Below are 17,342 nucleotides of genomic sequence, written 5' to 3' on the forward strand. Positions count from 1 at the left end.
CAGCATTTTATTTACATTTTTTTTATCTTGTCTAATTAATTATCAGTTTATAAATTGATTTACAATAAGTTATAACTACATTTTATGTAATAGGATTATGGAAGCAAAGTAATATTTTAATTAAAAATCGTTTTCCTTATTGTGGTTCTATTTTTAAAGTATACAGGAAAGCCTGTTACAAATTTGCGGAACAGCTCTGCAAAACGCTTTACAGGGGTTTATAAGACGGACATCCCTAAAAAAGTTGGGGCTGATCAAAAAGACCAGCCCCATATATTGTGTAAAAAGCTTTTAGAAAATTATTTTGACCACCCTTCGTTTTGTACAAGTTTTCCATTAGATAAAGAAATCTGCTGTTCCGGAATTTGGCTTAAACCATAGGTTGCCATTACCTGCTCACGTTTAATAACAATATTGGTAGAGCCATAAATCAGGGCTCCATTTACTACCGGGATACCCGGTGCATCAATTTTGATCGCATCTGCCGCATGTTCCAAACCCATTCTTAATAAATCCCAATACCTGATCGCTTCTCCAACAAATTCATGATGGCGTTCTTCCATAATATTTTCCAGGGTAGCCGGTTTAGCAGGTGCACTACTTCCGTATGCTCTATGGTATACTTTATCAAAGTTCGCTTGTGCATCAATGCCCAGCTCTGCAGCCATCAGCAACACATCCGCATAGCGAATAACGATATAGTCTGTATAGCTCGACATAGAACTGGGATTCCCTACATATGATCCGTATACTTCATTACCATTGCCATCCGTTTCTCTCAGGTATTTTTTCAGGAATAAACTTTGATATTCGCGGACATCACGTCCTGCTTCCGCATCGTCATACGGATCGGCATCGTTAAAAAGATTATGCTCCTCATTGACATTCATTAAAGAAGCATCTCTGCGGGGGTCATTAGGATCCCATGAATCCCACAAATATTTATTTCCAATATCAAAACCCCAACCTCTGCCATATGGCGGCATGATATACCCACGGGCACCCATATCCGAAACCCAGTTCATGGAAGTACCATTTACATAGCCATGTTTAATAGCAAATATCACTTCCTTATTATACTCTCCGGCATATCCTATGCCTGCAGCCGCTGCACCGGCGGGCCAAAGCGATATATAATCATCCACAAGATCATGATCAGCGTTTTGTATGATATCGTTGAGATACCCCTTCACTTCTGATTCAGTGATCACACCATTCATATATGTCAATAATTCTGCTTTATTTACCCTCGGCAGTTCAGCTTGTGTTTTACCGTAATAACCGGTGTAGAACAAATAAACCCGCGCCAGCAGCCCCTCTGCAGCGTATTTGGTAACACGTCCGCCGGCATCACCCGGGAAAGATGGCTGAAGCAATCCTATAGCTTTTTTCAGGTCATTTACAATCAATTCATAAATGAGCTTAGGGTCGGACTGTGCTTCCAGACCCGCATCTTCTGTTGTTTCTGTAATTAATGGAAGATGACCCCACATTTGCATGGAGCAGAAATATATGTATGCCCTGATAAAACGCACTTCTCCTTCACTGGCCGCTTTAGACATATATTTTCCCATTGCATATGCGCTATTATCATCCCAGGGAAATTCATCAATTTTTTTCAGGAAAGTATTACACCTGTTGATGGTTGTAAAAGCATCGGCCCACATGGCGCTGTATATATTGGCCTCTGCCGGTGCAATGCCCAGATCAAAGCGGTCGAGCGCCTGGGGAAGGAGATAGTCGGATTTTCCTGCTCCGCCGGCTGCATCGTCCGACATAATATCCGACACAATAGGATATACCCAGTTACCTCCGTTGTTAAGCCACCGGTTCATGCCCTGGTAGCACCCAACCAGTGTTTGATAAACTTCTTCCTGTGTTTTAAAAAAAGTGGCTTCCGTTTTTCTGTCTACGGGATAAATGTCCAGAAACTTATCGCTGCAGTTGGACAATAAAAGTATTGAAAAGCACGCTGACAGTACTATTTTGAGCAATTTCATAATTGATAATGTTTTAAAATTTAACACTAAGACCAAACAATATTGTTCTGGCGTGTGGATACATCCCTGAATCCCGGCCAATCTCACTTTGATCAACACCATTGCTGCCGGTACCGATTTCAGGATCCATTCCATTATAGGAAGTAAAATTGTAGAGATTCTGCCCGGTAATATATAGCCTGAGCTGGCTTATTTTATTTGTCTTAAGGATATGTTTTGCCAGGTCATATCCCAGTGTAACATTGTTGATCTTAACATAGTCGCCTTTGTAAAGAAATACATCCGAGAAGTTAATCCAGTTTGAGTTTTGTGCATCTATGCGCGGATATTTATTGGAAGTGCCCGCTCCGTGCCAGCGGTCATCATACAGGTCCTGGGTCATATTCCAGTAGTTTCTATTGGCATCAATATAGTTCTGCAGGATTTGATTTCCTGCAACGCCATTAGTAGCAACATACAGGTCGAACCCTTTATAAGCGAAAGAAAAGGTTAGCCCAAAGATTGCATCAGGATGTCCGTCACCAATCATCGTTTTGTCCAAAGCATTGATTGCTCCATCGCCATTCCTGTCTACATACCGTAGGTCTCCCGGCTGGGCATTAGGCTGTATAGGATTTCCACCAGTGCCTTTATAGTTCTGTACCTCTTCTGCAGACTGAAATAACCCGTCAGTAGTCAGCCCCCAGAAAAAGCCAAGCGGATATCCATTTTGAGAGCGTGTTACTTCAACTGAATTGGCGTACAATGTTCCACTGCCACCATGTAATATTCCATCCTGAGTGGGAATGGCACTTACTTTATTTTTATTGAATGCAATGTTTGCGGAGATATTATAGCTAAACGATTTTGTGTTGCCACCGGAATAATTCAGAGCCATTTCCATTCCCCTGTTTATTACATTCCCTCCGTTAATATAAGGCGCGCCCACTCCATATATACTGGGTATGTTTGCGCGTACCAGCCAGTCTTTTGTTTCGCGATGATACCAGTCAAAAGTAAAACCCAACTGTCCTTTCAGTAACCGGGCGTCAAATCCAATATTGGTAGATTGTGCTTTTTCCCAATGTAAAGATGCATTCCCGAGATTTGTTAAAGCTGCTCCCACGGCAGCATTTCCATCATCGCCAAAAGAATATGGGAAATTAGACCCTACCAATGCTAAATAGTAATAAGGGGGAATATTCATATTCCCGTTCTGTCCCCAGCTTCCCCTTACTTTCAAATAGGGCAGCCACGAAGATGCAGGTTCCATGAATGATTCGTTCGAAATATTCCAGCCTGCAGAAAATGAAGGAAAATATCCCCGGCGATGAGATTGATCAAACCTTGATGACCCATCGGAGCGCAGGATAATTGTTGCCAGGTAAGTTCCTTTATAATCATAATTAATGCGTCCGAAATAAGACAATAAAGCATCTTCTCCCGGGTATCCGCTCATTGACATGGTACCGCCGCTTGCGGTTCCTGTAGCATTATTCAGCCATGCATACTCATACCCTGTATACAAAAGATTTTTATTAGAAGCGCTCAGGTATTCAGTATTTGTTTTAAGCGCCGACATCCCGGCAAGGACATCAAATTTATGATCACTATTAATTGTCGTGGCATAAGTCAATATATTTTCAGAGCCAAGGCTTATGCTTTCTGAAGAAGATTGCGACACCTGTGATACGGCGGTTTTAGCATTATTGTTTGCACTCAAATTAGGTTGTACTGCCTGATAGCTTCTGCTGCGTCCGCCGGAATAATCAAGGGTGAGCATTGTTTTAAAGTGAAGGTTACCCATAAGCTTTACATCAAAATAAACATCTCCTATAACTTTGTTCACCCTGTTGCGGTTATAGCTGCTGTTCAGCATAGATCCATACGGATTTGTTATCTCCGTAGACCAAAATCCATAAATATTATCTCCCCCGCTGGCAGGAACATTATTATAATAAAATCTTGAAGGGTCATCAGGGCTTAAATTAGGAATAATGGATGGAACACGAATTGCTGAAACAATCGGGTAACCCGCTCCTATATTGGTAGCATTGGAATAAGACAGGTGCTGCCCTATTTTCAAAATATCTTTATACAGCTTGTGCTCTGTATTTATGCGGAAAGTGATCCTTTTGTAGTTAGCCAGGTCTGCTCCGCCAATTATACCTCCCTGTTGTGTATAAGACAAGGACATTGCATAAACAGATTGCTCAGTACCCCCCTGCCCGCTGAGGTTATAGTTTTGCATAGGAACATTTTTAGACAAAAATAAATCCATCCAGTTTGTTCCACCGCCTGCATCGCTGAGAATTTTTGTATTGGTTGTTTCATTGGTGTAAATAGGGGTTAGGTTAGAATTGCTATACATTTCATTGATCATATTCATATAGTCCTTTCCGCCCAATACTTTTATTTTTTTAGAAGCGTTCTGAATGCCATAATAAGAATCGAAGGAAATTTGTGAAAATCCTGCGCTGCCTGTTTTGGTTGTAATCATAATTACCCCGTTGGCGGCTCTGGCGCCGTAAATAGCAGCAGAAGCGGCATCTTTCAATATATCTATCGAAGCAATATCATTGTTGTTCAAATAACTGATGTCGGAGGTCTGCACACCATCTACTATATAAAGCGGAGTAGTTTCACCTACCGTGCCAGCGCCTCTTATATTTACGCGAAAACCACTGCCCGGTTGTCCCCCGGTAGAAGTGATGCTTACGCCGGGCGCCTGTCCCTGGATAGCTGCAAGTGGCGTTATCGCCGCCCTTTTTTGAATATCATCGCCCTTAATTTCAACAGTAGCTCCTGTAACCAGCTTTTTCTTTTGTTTACCATATCCCATCACAACTACTTCTTCCATCGTTTGTGATCCGCGGAGCAGGACTATTGACATTTCGGTTTTGCCGCCTACTATTGTCTCTGCACTTTGGTATCCTATAAAAGAAAAAACCAGTGTTGCATCTTCCGGAACACCGGGCAAAGTGAACTGTCCAATATTATTCGTTACTGTTCCTTTAGTGGTGCCTTTTATATTTACATTCACTCCGGCAAGTGCATTTCCTTCTTTGTCGGTAACTGTTCCACGAATGGTTATTGCGTTAATATTGGCACGCGTACCAATATTTTTCTTGTTTGCCGCCTCAACCTGTAATGTCAATAGCAGTAAGAGAAGTAGCATCAGTAGCGGGGTGACGATGATACGCATCCCGCCTCGTAATCTGAATGAAATTAGTTTTTGGCTCATATAAAGATCTATTTTAGTAGATCAATATTAACCAGCTCTGCAAGGGGATAGCTCCTCTATATTATCTTTTGATTCGAATATGTTGATATAATATGCCTGCTGTATATAAATGCTCAAATGTATTTTATCAATATTATACTGCTATGTTAATGTCAGGCTTTATTACATCAACCGTTAACAGGAATTATCAAAATATTATGTTGCATAATTAATTTGCCGATACACCAACGGCAGGATATTTTAGAGGGAGTAAATAATTCTCCTAATGTGCTTTTACTGCAACTATCTTCAGCAATTGCAGGGAGCTTGATGTCCCAACAACCCTCCCTATCTATAATCTATGCCCTGCAAATCGGATGCTCCTTTTAGATATATTGTTACAGATCTGGTAACATTACAGTTACGCGCCGCTCGTGTTAGTGAGCATCATTTACCTGCGGGTGATGAACCCTGTATTTACCCAATTGGCATAATCATAAAAGCTGCCGTCTCCTGCATCAGTGGCCACAAGGTTGATGATGCGACTGCCTTCCGGAATGGGAATATCAAAACTCCAGGGCCATTGTGCATTACGCATCACCGGGCTTTCTGCTGCCAGTTTGCCATCTATAAATATTTTGAAAATTACACTGGGAAATTTCGCCAGTTCTCTACCCATATTGTCTGTGCCGGTAAAGTCATCAATACCACATTGCGCAGTGAAGCGGATGTATTCTGGTTTGAGATTATATGTAAGGAAGGATGGCGCGAGTGTAGCAATTCCATTTTCAAATGTTTGCTTATGAATGCTCAAAGAAGTTCCGTGAAAAGACTTGTTGTATACCGGGCGGCGGCTGTTGCGATTCATGACCATGGTTTCCATGTCTGTTAATTTTACATCTGGTTGGGGAGGCGTAGCGGGCAATCGTTCAAATTGTCCAACACTCTCTATACAAACTACCTTCCCATTTTTGAATGCACTGCTCCTCAACCTGGTACTTTTTACGATAGCAAAAGGTTTTTCGTATAAAGCCGACTCTAATCCCGGTTCTGAGCCATCAACAGTATACCGGATATCAGCGCCTTCGTTCAGCGGAGCAGACAGGGTTACAATAACAGAGTCGCGAAACTGGTGCGGTCGTTCCACTTTACCCCAGGGCGTAATACGAACTGGGTCTACAGGCTGGTTTTCATTCCATAGCCCGTTTTTTTTCAGCATTTCACCCATATTAATACTGGGCGCAAGAAATTTTTCAAAATGTTTTACCACCTTGGCATTGTTACCATCAGGTGTTATGCCCATAGCCGGGTCATATGATGTTTCCGGATCCTGAAGATCTCTTATCAACACACATTTCAGTCCATAATTCATCATATTACGCATACCTTCAGGTTTGCCCAGCACGCAGTTATTGGTATGTACCCCCATGTACCACAATTCTGTAATGCCTTTTTCTTTGCAAACGTTGTATAGTTCCTGCGGACCGGAAGATAATATATCGGACTCTTTTATGATCAGGTCACCTGCCATACCCGTCCAGCCATAGTTGGTTATACATTTGTCGGCGCCACACATGCACCCTCCCCCGCCCGGATGCGGACATTCAATATTCAAAGGTGGAGGTAGTGGCACCTGAGCAGCAGCTATCGCCTTTTCACGCTGCGGGTATCCTACGTAGTTATTTACCACATCTGTTGGGCAAAAAAACACCTGCATGCCTAACTTCCTTGCCTCCTCCAGGCATTGGTTCATGCGTGGCACCATTGCTGCTACCCTGGCCGCCGAGGTTTTGCACCAATGAAAGTTCCACATATCTATAACAACGATACCGATTTTCTTTGCATCAATAATACTGTCTTTAACAGTTACAATATCGTCCATATCTCTCCTTTGGTAACCGGCAACAATATTGTCCGGAGCTTTTTGCGAAGCATCAGGCAACGAACAGCTATGCAACAATACAATAGCGGATATGCTAACAAGGAATAATAAATAACGCATATTAGTAAAACGGTTTTGTAAAATTAAAGATGCAAATTAAAGATGGCATTATATAAATATTCAAAGTGTTTTCATTTGTTGCTAAGGCGCTGTAGAAATACCTGGTTTTATTACACCAACCGTTAACAACAGGTTGGCAAATCTTCTGGTTTCTCCTGTGGCTATTGCCAGGTAAGTATCTTTACTTTCTGCATACTGATAAAATTCCATTCGTTTAAAACCGGTAACAGGAATAGCCGGTGTTAACAGAGATTTGTATACTGTATGTATAGGTTGCTCCACCAGATCGGGCGTTGTCATTATCGCTGCAGACTCTATGGGAATGATTTCCATGAGCAACTTTAATATAGTGGTTGCATCCACCAATCCCGGCGCGATGTTCAGAAATATTTTCTTTGCTGTAGCAGGTGTTTTTGTTGTAACAGGAAAGTTGGCATCGGCAATGAGTATCTTCGATCCATGCCCGCATAGTGACAGTCCGTAAAGCAACTCCGGGTGTAATATCGTTGATTTCAGCATAATCTTATTTTAGTTCTCAGGGTTCATTTTCAAATTGTCGCCGGCTGTTGGGACACCAGCCGGGGCGGCCTGCCGTGGGCGGTGGAATATCTATCTTAGCATTGCCTGCGCTAATATGATCTCACATATCTTCATTGTTTTTAGGGCATCCCTAAAAGGCGAGGAAGTTCCATCTTTTCCTTTTAATACAGAATATATAAATTCCCTGTTTTTTTCCCTGAATCCTCCATATATAAATAGTTCTTCACTACCGGCTACGTCTATACGCTTATAATGCTTACCAATTGTATCACCATCGGCATACACCCGGCCTTCCACTTCTGGTTCCACTTCCGCACAAATTCCCGGTGCATGCATCTGCACGCTGAAAATCCTTCTGCCCGAACTCCAGTTACCTATTGTATGACAGGTATTACCATTATCAAAGTATAAATGCGCACTTATCCAGTTTATATCGTCAACGCCTATATGCCGGCAATAAGACTCTGTTTTCACCACTTCACCATCCATAAGCCATCGCGCTGTATCTATGCAATGAATAAAATCATCGTGCATCCTGTCCCTTGCGCTTTTCATCGGGGTTAATGCACACTTATTGAATGTTACCAGCGCATGCGTAAGCGGCCCTTTTTTATGGCATTCTTGTTTCATCTTTTGCAGCAGCGGCATATTTCGCCGCTGAAGAGAAACCTGCGTGATGCAGTTGTTTACGGCAGCCAAACCGGCAAGTATTTCTGCCTGGTGCAATGTTAAGCCCATAGGCTTTTCAATAAAAAGATGGAAGCGATTTTCAAGGCACCAAACCCACACATCAAACATATGCTCCGGAGGTCCGATAGCATATACTGCATCCGGCTTTAGCTGCTGAAGAACAGCCTGGTAACCGGTAACAGACGAAACGGGGAAAATGCATTTCTCCGGAATACTAAAGCGTTGAGCTGTTTTTTCCAGGCGTTCTTTATTGAAGGCCATTATTCCAACAATTTCCACTTCGTTAAAAGAGCGTAGTGACGGGTAATGAACGTTGCATGCAAAGCTTCCATTTCCGATAATGCAAACGCGTACTTTCATATCTACCTTTTTCTGAGTGATGGTTCATGTGATGCCATTAAATAGCTCCTGATTCGTTCGGCAAAGACACCGAAATGTTCTTCAAGTTTGTTATACCCTTCATTAATGACAGAAGTATTAAACAGGCTGCTGCCTATGCCCAGTCCCGCTGCTCCGGCGTTCAAAAAATCTATGCAATTGCCCGAATGAATGCCGCCTGTTGGTAATAACCGGATAGCGGGAAAAGGACCTTTTATCGCCCGTATATATTCAATAGCCTGTGCAGTAGCCGGAAAAACTTTTACCATATCAGCGCCAAGCTTCCATGCGGTATATATTTCCGTTGGAGTATAGGCGCCTGGAAATACGGGTATCCCCTTTTCTCTGCAGGTTTTTATTACATCTTCATCAACAATCGGCGTAACAATGAATTGGGCGCCGGACTTAAGCGCTCTCTCCAGATCAGATTTTGTGCACACCGTTCCGGCGCCTATATTCAACTTCCCTTTAAATAATGACAGACCAAGCTGCAAACTTTTCTCAAAGCCCGGAGAATTCATTGTTAATTCAACTGTGGTTAAGCCAGACGCATAAAAGGCTTTCAGAATATCCTCCGTATGCGCCGGGTTAATATTTCGCATAATACCCACCAGGGGCATTGTCTTAAATTTTATCCACGAAAATTCATCTTCTGCCATGGCCGGTTAAGTTATAGCTTTATATTTTGAAGAATGACAGATTGCCCTATGGCTGCGGCGTTTTCGGATTGTTCTTCCGTAAGCAGTGTTACCTGTTCAGTAAGCCCGAGAAACTGAAATGCGGAATAATATAGATTTCCAAGTTTACGATTTCCACAAATTGTATAATGCGCTCTTGTGTTATTGCTGATATGTTTTAGCTCTGCCCCGATCATCAAACCGCTTAGATAAAAGCCATTTAATGCCTTGGAATAATATTTTTTCATATCATTTACACGAACTGAAAAAAGGTTTTGTAACAGCTCCGCCCGGAAAGACTTTTCTACACCACTATGAAATGCAGCAATTTCATTTGTTCCCATCCCGCTACTTTCGGGAGCAGCTACTGAGCCGGAAAGCAATCCGTGATTTAATAACAACCCGAAGAGTTCTCCCGTCATGAAAGTTTTGAAATCAAGGATTTGTTTATACGTTACAGTGATGTGTTTACTATGTGTACCAGGAAAGAGATATATATTTTGTTCTTCTGCGGCTACTTTATCATCCATCATTTCCGCAATTCCTATCAATTGGGCCTCTTCGCCACGCATAAGATCATTGTCTGTTGCAACTCCGGAAATCAATAGGATATTATTATCCATTATTCCATTTTCGGGTAACCACCTGGTCTCAGCTACCGATCCGTCTACCGGGAAAGGTAGTGGCGCATAGGGTAGTTCGTATACACCGATAGAAGAACCCGCCATGCCGGAAATAACAATATCCATATCTTTTAAAACCATCCCTGTTTTTTGGCTGAGCCTTGCCAACGTTTCTTTCAGGTATAGCAGGTAACAGGTTTCACGTTGAGTTCCATTCTCTTTTCTCCGCCATTCATTAAAAACAGCAGCACAACCTTTATCTGTTATCTCCTCTGCCAGCGTAGTCCTGTTAGCAGAGTCAAAAATCTTTAAACGAAAGGATGAAGTGCCCCAGTCACAGCTAAGAAATGCATTGGCTTTTGTGTATTGTTGCATAATATCTCCTGGTTCTTTATCTACCACTCTGTAACACTGCCATCAGCATTACGCCATACCGGGTTTTTCCAGTCATGCCCCTTCAATGCCATATTTCTTACTTTATTCTCATCCACTTCAATTCCCAATCCCGGCAAAACAGGTCTTTCAATATAGCCTTCTTTTATAGAAAACACTTCCGGGTTAACCAGGTAATCCAGCAGATCGGCTCCTTCATTATAGTGAATGCCTATACTTGATTCCTGGATAATGGCATTGATGCAGTTGAAATCTACCTGGAGTGCCGCTGCCAGGGAAATGGGGCCCAAAGGACAGTGGGGTGCCAAAGCAACATCATATGCTTCGGCCATAGCAGCAATTTTTTTTACTTCTGAAATACCACCGGCATGACTGAGATCGGGTTGTATAATATCAACAACCCCCTGCTCAAAAAGTCGTTTGAAGTCCCAGCGGCTAAACAACCGTTCTCCGGTTGCAATGGGTGCAGAGGTATAGTTTGCAAGTACAGAAAATGCTTCTATGTTTTCTGATAAAACGGGCTCTTCAATGAACATGGGTTTGAGATAATCCAGTTCCCGCATGAATTGCTTTGCAAGTCCTTTATGCACACGACCGTGAAAATCTATTCCCAGCCCTTTGTCATATCCTATAGCATTTCTTACAGATTCAATAGCTTTTACGGCGTTACTGATCTTACCGGGGTTATCTATCCATTCCATTTCGGCACAAGCATTCATTTTAACTGCCTGGAATCCCTGTTCCATCCGGGCTGCAGCTCCTTTTACAAGTTCATCGGGTCTGTCGCCACCAATCCATCCATATATTTTCATCCTGTCTCTTACCGCTCCTCCCAATAATTCATAAACGGGTACGCCGAGTACTTTGCCTTTTATGTCCCAAAGCGCCTGGTCAATACCTGAAATGGCGCTCATAAGTATAGGCCCGCCTCTGTAAAATCCGCCCCTGTAAAGTGTTTGCCATATGTCTTCAATGCTATGCGCGTCTCTGCCAATTAGAAATGATGTCATTTCTTTTACAGCAGCGCATACGGTATCAGCTTTTCCTTCTACTAAGGGTTCCCCCCATCCAACAATCCCCGACCGGGTGGTTATTTTTAAAAACAACCAGCGTGGCGGTACTTTAAATAACTCAACTTTTTCGATTTTTGTGTTCATCTTATGCTTATTCCGGGATAGATGTTTTGAATTTCCTGTATTTCATTTGCGTTTGCCGCAAACTACATTTGCAACAAGATAAGGATTTGCAGAAATCAATGCAAATGAATTGAGAATCTATGCAGATCAAATGCTAATTATTACCATGTAATTCTGTTATGTTACCATTGCAGATTTGATAGCTTACTGTAATTATTGAAGGGATGAGGATAAATTTGCCCACATACATGTTAATATTCAGTAGTAAAAGCCGGTGGAAAATGAATTTCTTGCAATCTTACACAGGCTTATTTAAAAAGATATCATTTTTATTCCGCATTAATAATAACAGTTATGGATAGACGTAAATTTATCGTTAATGGTTACGGGCTTACATCCGGGTTGCTGCTTGCCGGAAATTTGCAAGCCCTGATGCCGGCCGGTAGGGATCTTCAGGCAAAGTATTCAAAAAAGTATTCCCACCGGCTGCCTTTAAGTGATCATCATTATCAACGTACATGCGGCTATGTAGAGGAAACGCCCGTCAGTGCATATAACTGGGCGCCCGACAGTGCTTACGAAGATTTCCAGGATATCAAGTTTGGTATCCGTCTGCACTGGGGGATATATTCTCTATTACGGCTTCGCGGTGAATCCTGGCCTTATCTTCAGCTATTGCCTGAAGAAAAACAGACTTACCAGGAGCTATATAAATCATGGTATCCCGGCGGATTTGATGCTGATGAATGGGTTAATTTTTTTGCAGAGAGTGGTGCAAAAATGTTTGCATTTACTTCTAAGCATCATGACGGGTTTTCCATGTTTGATACCAATGCCAGGGTAAAGAAAAGGGTGAACTGGCTTGCTCCGGGTGGACCGGCAATAGAAGATTGCGATCTTGCATATAGTATAATGGAAACACCTTTTAAAAGAGATATTGTCAAAGAACTGACTACCGCAGCTCAACGCAAAGGCATGAAAGTAGATCTGTACTTTTCGCACCCCGACTGGTACGATAGTGACTTTCGCCCTTACAATTATCACCCGTTGCAGGTACCTGATTCAGCTACCATTGCAGTTGTAGGCAAAAACAAAACCCCGGAAATTGAAGATCCCAAAAAGTATTTTGCCAAAGCAGGGCTGGTAATAAAACCCAATCCCTCAAAGGAAGAAGTAACCCGTATGATGGCCAGGCACCGGCTGCAACTCGAAGAATTGCTTACTAAATATGGTCATATAGATATGGTCTGTCTTGACCAATGGCTTGGACCTGAAGTTTGGCCTGTATTGAGAGATACTATGCTTCACCTCCGGAAAATCTCTCCCCAAACCATGTTCAGGGCAAGGGGAATTGGAAATTACGGCGATTATTATACGCCTGAAGGATTTGTTCCGGGAAGCAAAGAAAATTCTGATACGCCCTGGTTTGTTATTCATTCGCTTGGAGGATCTTTTTCTTATGAAGCGGATGAGCAAAAATATAAAGGGGCATCATGGGTAGTAAAAAATCTCGTAGATGCTGTTGCAAAAGGCGGAAATTTTATGGCAGGTATCGGCCCTGATGGTAATGGACAGTTTCATCCTGCTGCTATAGCACAACTAAAAGAAACCGGTAAATGGTTAAAGCTAAATGGTGAAGGCATTTATGCCACCAGGGCAAGGGGAGCAGATCAATGGAAAGAAGGCGATCATATTCGCTTTACCCGTTCTAAAGATAACCGTGCTGTATACGCTTTTTCCTATGAATGGCCCGGAGAACAGTTGGTGCTTAAGACAGTGCGGCCACCTAAGGGTGCTACAATCCGCTTTCTTGGCTTCAGTGAAGCCTTGAAGTGGAAATACGATAGTGCAAAGGGATTAATTATTGCTATTTCGCCTGAATGGAGGGATAAATTTCGGGGAGCTGCAAACCTTACTTATGGTTTAAGAATTGAGATGGCTTAAAAAACAATGAGAACGGCTGCACTTAATATAATTTTACACATTAACCGGAGGACTTTTAATTTAGAAGAATTGGTATAAGACATTGCAGCCGGAGCTGTTATTTGTGAATAAAAACAAAGTGATTAAACTAAAATTCATTAGTGATAAAATGCCCAAAGAAAAGAAAAAAAGAGCTACAATCCGTGATATTGCAGATGCTGTGGGTATTGCGCCATCTTCTGTTTCCAAGGCACTGAACGATCTTCCTACGATAAGTGAGAACATGAAAATCCTGGTAAGGGCTAAAGCGCAGGAACTTAATTACAAGCATAATTCCAGCGCAGCAAACCTCAGGCGGGGAACATCCAGAACAATTGGCGTTATTGTTCCTAAAATTAATGTGGCTTTTTTTGCTGATATTATAGCCGGTATTGAGCAAACCTGTTTCGAAAACGACCACCGGCTTATTATTTGCCAGTCAGACGAATCTTTCGAGAGGGAGGTGCAGGCAGTTGAAACACTTATTCAGCAAAACGTGGATTGTGTGTTGATTTCCCTTTCGCAGGAAACAAAAACTACTGATCATCTGAAAGAGATCATTAACCACAATATTCAACTGGTGCAGTTTGACCGCGTGGATCATGCTTTCGGCAGTCATATTCTTGTGAATGATAACCAGGAAGCATCTTTCAAAGCCGTTCAGCATTTAATCAGCCAGGGCTATAAAAGAATTGCCTTCTTTGGAGGACCGGATTATCTTCCGCTTTACAAAGAAAGGAAACAAGGCTACCTGGACGCCATCAGAACATCGGGTTTGATAATTCCTTATAATTTTATTGTTGATAATATCTTAAAAAAAGAACCTGCCGAAGCGGCTGCCATAGAATTATTAAAACTTAAAACCGCTCCTGATGCATTCTTTACCGTTTCCGATTATGCTGCCCTGGGCGTTTTAAAAGCAGCAAGACTGTATAACAAAAAAGTACCTGAAGATATTGGGATCATTGGTTTTTCTAACGAGGCTTTCACCGAAGTTACATCGCCAACACTTTCTTCGGTTAGCCAGCAAAGTAAAAAAATGGGAAGGGAAACAGCTAATGTATATTTCAATCATGTTTTGAATCAACAGCACACAGACGGCAAAGTTTCCCCTTCATTGAAGCTGGTTATTGAAAGTTCTATTATTGTTCGGGAATCATCCTGCAGAAAAAACAAAGGGAAAGGACCAAGAACCGGCAAGTAAACATTATGAGATGGTATATTCCGTACCAAATGTTCTGTGTCAGCCTCACTTACGAACGTATGCTGAAGGAGAAAGGTGAGATGATTGAGAGACTCGAAAAACGATTGGAGAAAAAATAAAACAACTATTGTTTTGCTATAGTTGTTGGTACGCCACCCGCAGTATGCGCCCTGCATACACAATTTATCTGTCGTAGCCATGACAACGGCGGAACGCTGGAATACCAACGCGGGCAAAAAAAACCTTTTTTGGCACTATCGGACATAAAAGTATAATATCCTGCCCTTACCAACAAGTACTATCCTATTTTATTATGCACAGTAATACACTATTTTTGTGCAAAAGCTGTCATATCATGCATAAAAACGTAGCAAAATGAAGAACATAGCCAAGATTATCGCTGATCTGCGCAAAGAAAAAGGCTGGTCGCAAACGGAACTGGCCACAGAAAGCGGGGTGAGCCGGGAGATCATCGGAAAATATGAAAGAGGGGAAGCTGTGCCGTCTATTGAGTTTGCTAAACGTATTGCTGACGCTTTTGGCGTTAGCCTCGATTTTCTTTCGGGCGAAGGAGTGCACAGCAAACTGGATAAAAAAACCGTTAAGCGGATGCAGGATATTGAAAGCCTCAAAGAAGATGACAAAAGCCACCTCTTTGCTATTGTTGATGCTTACCTGCGGGATGCTAAAACAAGACAGGCTTATGCACAATAAAAAACCGCTGATCTCTCAGCGGCTTTACAATTTTTTATTATTGATTGATCACTTGTCGACCTTGCCTTTCCTCACAGGTTTCCTCTTTGTTATTACCGGTTGCTTCTTCCCATAAGCATACGGGTTATTTACTGCGTTTCACCATCCGGGACTTTTGTCATTTTACCTGCTTCTTAAAGAGTTTATAATTTTCTGTTGTCCTTATTTCATTAATTCTGTAAAGAATTAAATCATAAAAGGAATATTTTTTAAAGGGTATGGGACTATCCGTTTCAGGCAAGAGTTTTAAGCGTGGTTCTTGCATCCCAATAAGATATTCCAAAACGTCTACGTCTTTTACCTTTTTTAAAACCAAATATCGTAGTGAAATTGGTTTATGCATTCCCGCCCAATATAAAGGCTTAAAATCAAAATTATTTTCAAATAAAAAATTGGGCACTATACTATCCTTAAACAGATAGCTCAGGCTATCCGCATACAATGATGTTAGTTTATCTATATCTCTAAAATCATTATTTTTTAATGGCTTTTTTTGTGAATAACAATTCAGCATGATTGTTATAAAAACAAGGGTAAGCAAAGTACCCTTAGAACTTTGTTTACGCTTATTCATTTTGAGTGGCTTTTAAAGTTTTACCCTTGAATTTTACATTGGAATTATTTTGATTATCAACAACTCCATACTTTGGTTTGCCGTTTGTTTGCTCCGCCCTTTTATTTGCATCAGCTTCTGCATTAGGATAAGCTTTTCCCAATACCTTACTAAATTCTCCTATAACCGCACTTTCAGCCCATGGCAATATGCTCTTTTGAAAATCTTCTACCCCTTCTACCTTACCCGCTTTTTTATAATCCTTATAGATGTTTGTTAAAATATCATCTGCGTGTCCCTTGTATGTTTTCTTTAAGCCGCCAAATTCAAAAGTTACTGATAACTTGGCTTCGCTGGCTTGTTCAAACAATTGGTCAACATGTCCATATTCATGGGCTTTGACTTGTTTAAATAATCCCGGGTTCTCTCCATCTAAAGTTGTTTTTGTACCCTGATTATCATACGGAACTTTAAAAAACTTTGAATAAGCTACGGCATAATTAAGTTTGATATCAAATTCATTTGTCTTTTTGTTGAAACTAACGCCATACCAATTCTTCTGACTGTAAGTAGTGTTTCCTAAATCGTGTAGAACTCTTGGTGCTCCTAAAGTGTAACTACTTCTTATTGATTTAATAAAATCTTGCCCGTCAGGGTCAATATTAAGTATGGGGTTATTTCCCATTGCTGCATAAGGTGATATAGGTATGTTGTGTCCTCGGTCTGTCAGCGGGTCAACACTCCAGAATCTTCCCACCATCGGGTCATACATCCGGTTGCCATAGTCTAACAGGTTGCCTGCAGCCTGTACTTCATTGTCATTCTCCTTGCCATTAAATCCGTAACGGTAGTTCCAGGGGTTATTGTATACACGACCAGCCATGGGGCGACCGAAAGGCGTGTAGTCGGATGCGTATACCATTACCGAATTGTAAGCGCTTACCAGCGAAGGATTGCCTGTGTTGGCTATACCCGTGCGCAGATCCGCCAGCACCATCACCACATTGCCTAAGTGGTTCGTTACCTCAAAGAGCTTATTACCTCTGGTAAAGTTAAGCAAATAGGTGTCTCCCAAATTATCTTCCTCCACTGCCGTTAGCTTGTCTTCATCCATATTCTGGCTGCGCCTCACTATGCCCAGGCGGCTGCTGCCATAGAAGTGATGCTCCGAAAGGTTCAAAGTGCCAGATGAAGCGTTGGCGGCATTGTTCACCTCGTAGGTGGCCAGC

13 protein-coding genes are annotated in these 17,342 nt (G+C 41.8%); 3 read left to right on the forward strand and 10 right to left on the reverse strand.

From position 1 onward, the window contains the following. Positions 1-299 precede the first annotated feature (299 nt). The 8 genes from VL121_RS08790 to dgoD form a co-directional block, all read right to left on the reverse strand. Complete coding sequence (locus tag VL121_RS08790) at positions 300-2,000, reverse strand: RagB/SusD family nutrient uptake outer membrane protein (protein WP_325404290.1); 1,701 nt, start codon at positions 1,998-2,000, stop codon at positions 300-302. A 13-nt stretch (positions 2,001-2,013) separates the two neighbouring features. Further along, positions 2,014-5,157, reverse strand: coding sequence for a SusC/RagA family TonB-linked outer membrane protein (locus VL121_RS08795; protein ID WP_325404292.1), 3,144 nt, complete (start codon positions 5,155-5,157; stop codon positions 2,014-2,016). A gap of 496 nt (positions 5,158-5,653) precedes the next feature. After that, entirely contained in the window at positions 5,654-7,204 is a 1,551-nt protein-coding gene (locus VL121_RS08800; protein ID WP_325404294.1) for an NPCBM/NEW2 domain-containing protein, read from the reverse strand. 81 nt (positions 7,205-7,285) lie between these two features. Next, positions 7,286-7,723, reverse strand: a complete 438-nt coding sequence (locus VL121_RS08805; protein WP_325404296.1) for an RbsD/FucU family protein — start codon at positions 7,721-7,723, stop codon at positions 7,286-7,288. 90 nt (positions 7,724-7,813) lie between these two features. Further along, positions 7,814-8,794 carry a Gfo/Idh/MocA family protein gene (locus tag VL121_RS08810; RefSeq protein ID WP_325404298.1) on the reverse strand — a complete coding sequence of 327 codons (981 nt, stop codon included), beginning with the start codon at positions 8,792-8,794 and terminating at the stop codon, positions 7,814-7,816. Between the two features lie 2 nt (positions 8,795-8,796). Then, the gene (locus VL121_RS08815) at positions 8,797-9,471 is read right to left on the reverse strand and encodes a bifunctional 4-hydroxy-2-oxoglutarate aldolase/2-dehydro-3-deoxy-phosphogluconate aldolase (protein WP_325404300.1); all 675 of its coding nucleotides are present in this window, start codon (positions 9,469-9,471) and stop codon (positions 8,797-8,799) included. A gap of 11 nt (positions 9,472-9,482) precedes the next feature. Next, positions 9,483-10,487 carry a 2-dehydro-3-deoxygalactonokinase gene (locus VL121_RS08820; protein WP_325404302.1) on the reverse strand — a complete coding sequence of 335 codons (1,005 nt, stop codon included), beginning with the start codon at positions 10,485-10,487 and terminating at the stop codon, positions 9,483-9,485. Between the two features lie 20 nt (positions 10,488-10,507). Continuing rightward, entirely contained in the window at positions 10,508-11,662 is a 1,155-nt protein-coding gene (gene dgoD, locus VL121_RS08825; RefSeq protein ID WP_325404304.1) for a galactonate dehydratase, read from the reverse strand. Between the two features lie 333 nt (positions 11,663-11,995). Between dgoD and VL121_RS08830 the strand changes: the two genes are divergently transcribed. The 3 genes from VL121_RS08830 to VL121_RS08840 all read left to right on the forward strand — a co-directional run bounded on the left by VL121_RS08830 (position 11,996) and on the right by VL121_RS08840 (position 15,521). After that, positions 11,996-13,585, forward strand: a complete 1,590-nt coding sequence (locus tag VL121_RS08830) for an alpha-L-fucosidase (protein ID WP_325404306.1) — start codon at positions 11,996-11,998, stop codon at positions 13,583-13,585. Between the two features lie 148 nt (positions 13,586-13,733). Further along, positions 13,734-14,807, forward strand: coding sequence for a LacI family DNA-binding transcriptional regulator (locus tag VL121_RS08835; RefSeq protein ID WP_325404308.1), 1,074 nt, complete (start codon positions 13,734-13,736; stop codon positions 14,805-14,807). Positions 14,808-15,182: 375 nt separating this feature from the next. Continuing rightward, on the forward strand, positions 15,183-15,521 hold the full coding sequence (locus VL121_RS08840; protein ID WP_325404310.1) for a helix-turn-helix domain-containing protein: 339 nt from the start codon (positions 15,183-15,185) through the stop codon (positions 15,519-15,521). Positions 15,522-15,678: 157 nt separating this feature from the next. Here the strand turns inward: VL121_RS08840 and VL121_RS08845 are convergent, their stop codons facing one another. Together VL121_RS08845 and VL121_RS08850 are read right to left on the reverse strand one after the other, a co-directional pair. Next, positions 15,679-16,134, reverse strand: a complete 456-nt coding sequence (locus tag VL121_RS08845; protein WP_325404312.1) for a hypothetical protein — start codon at positions 16,132-16,134, stop codon at positions 15,679-15,681. Further along, positions 16,127-17,342 (reverse strand): RHS repeat-associated core domain-containing protein (locus VL121_RS08850; RefSeq protein WP_325404315.1); only part of this gene is annotated, 1,216 nt, incomplete at its 5' end. The genes VL121_RS08850 and VL121_RS08845, both read right to left, overlap by 8 nt.

Origin of the sequence: Agriterribacter sp., assembly GCF_035497235.1 — a bacterium.
Taxonomy (GTDB): domain Bacteria; phylum Bacteroidota; class Bacteroidia; order Chitinophagales; family Chitinophagaceae; genus Agriterribacter.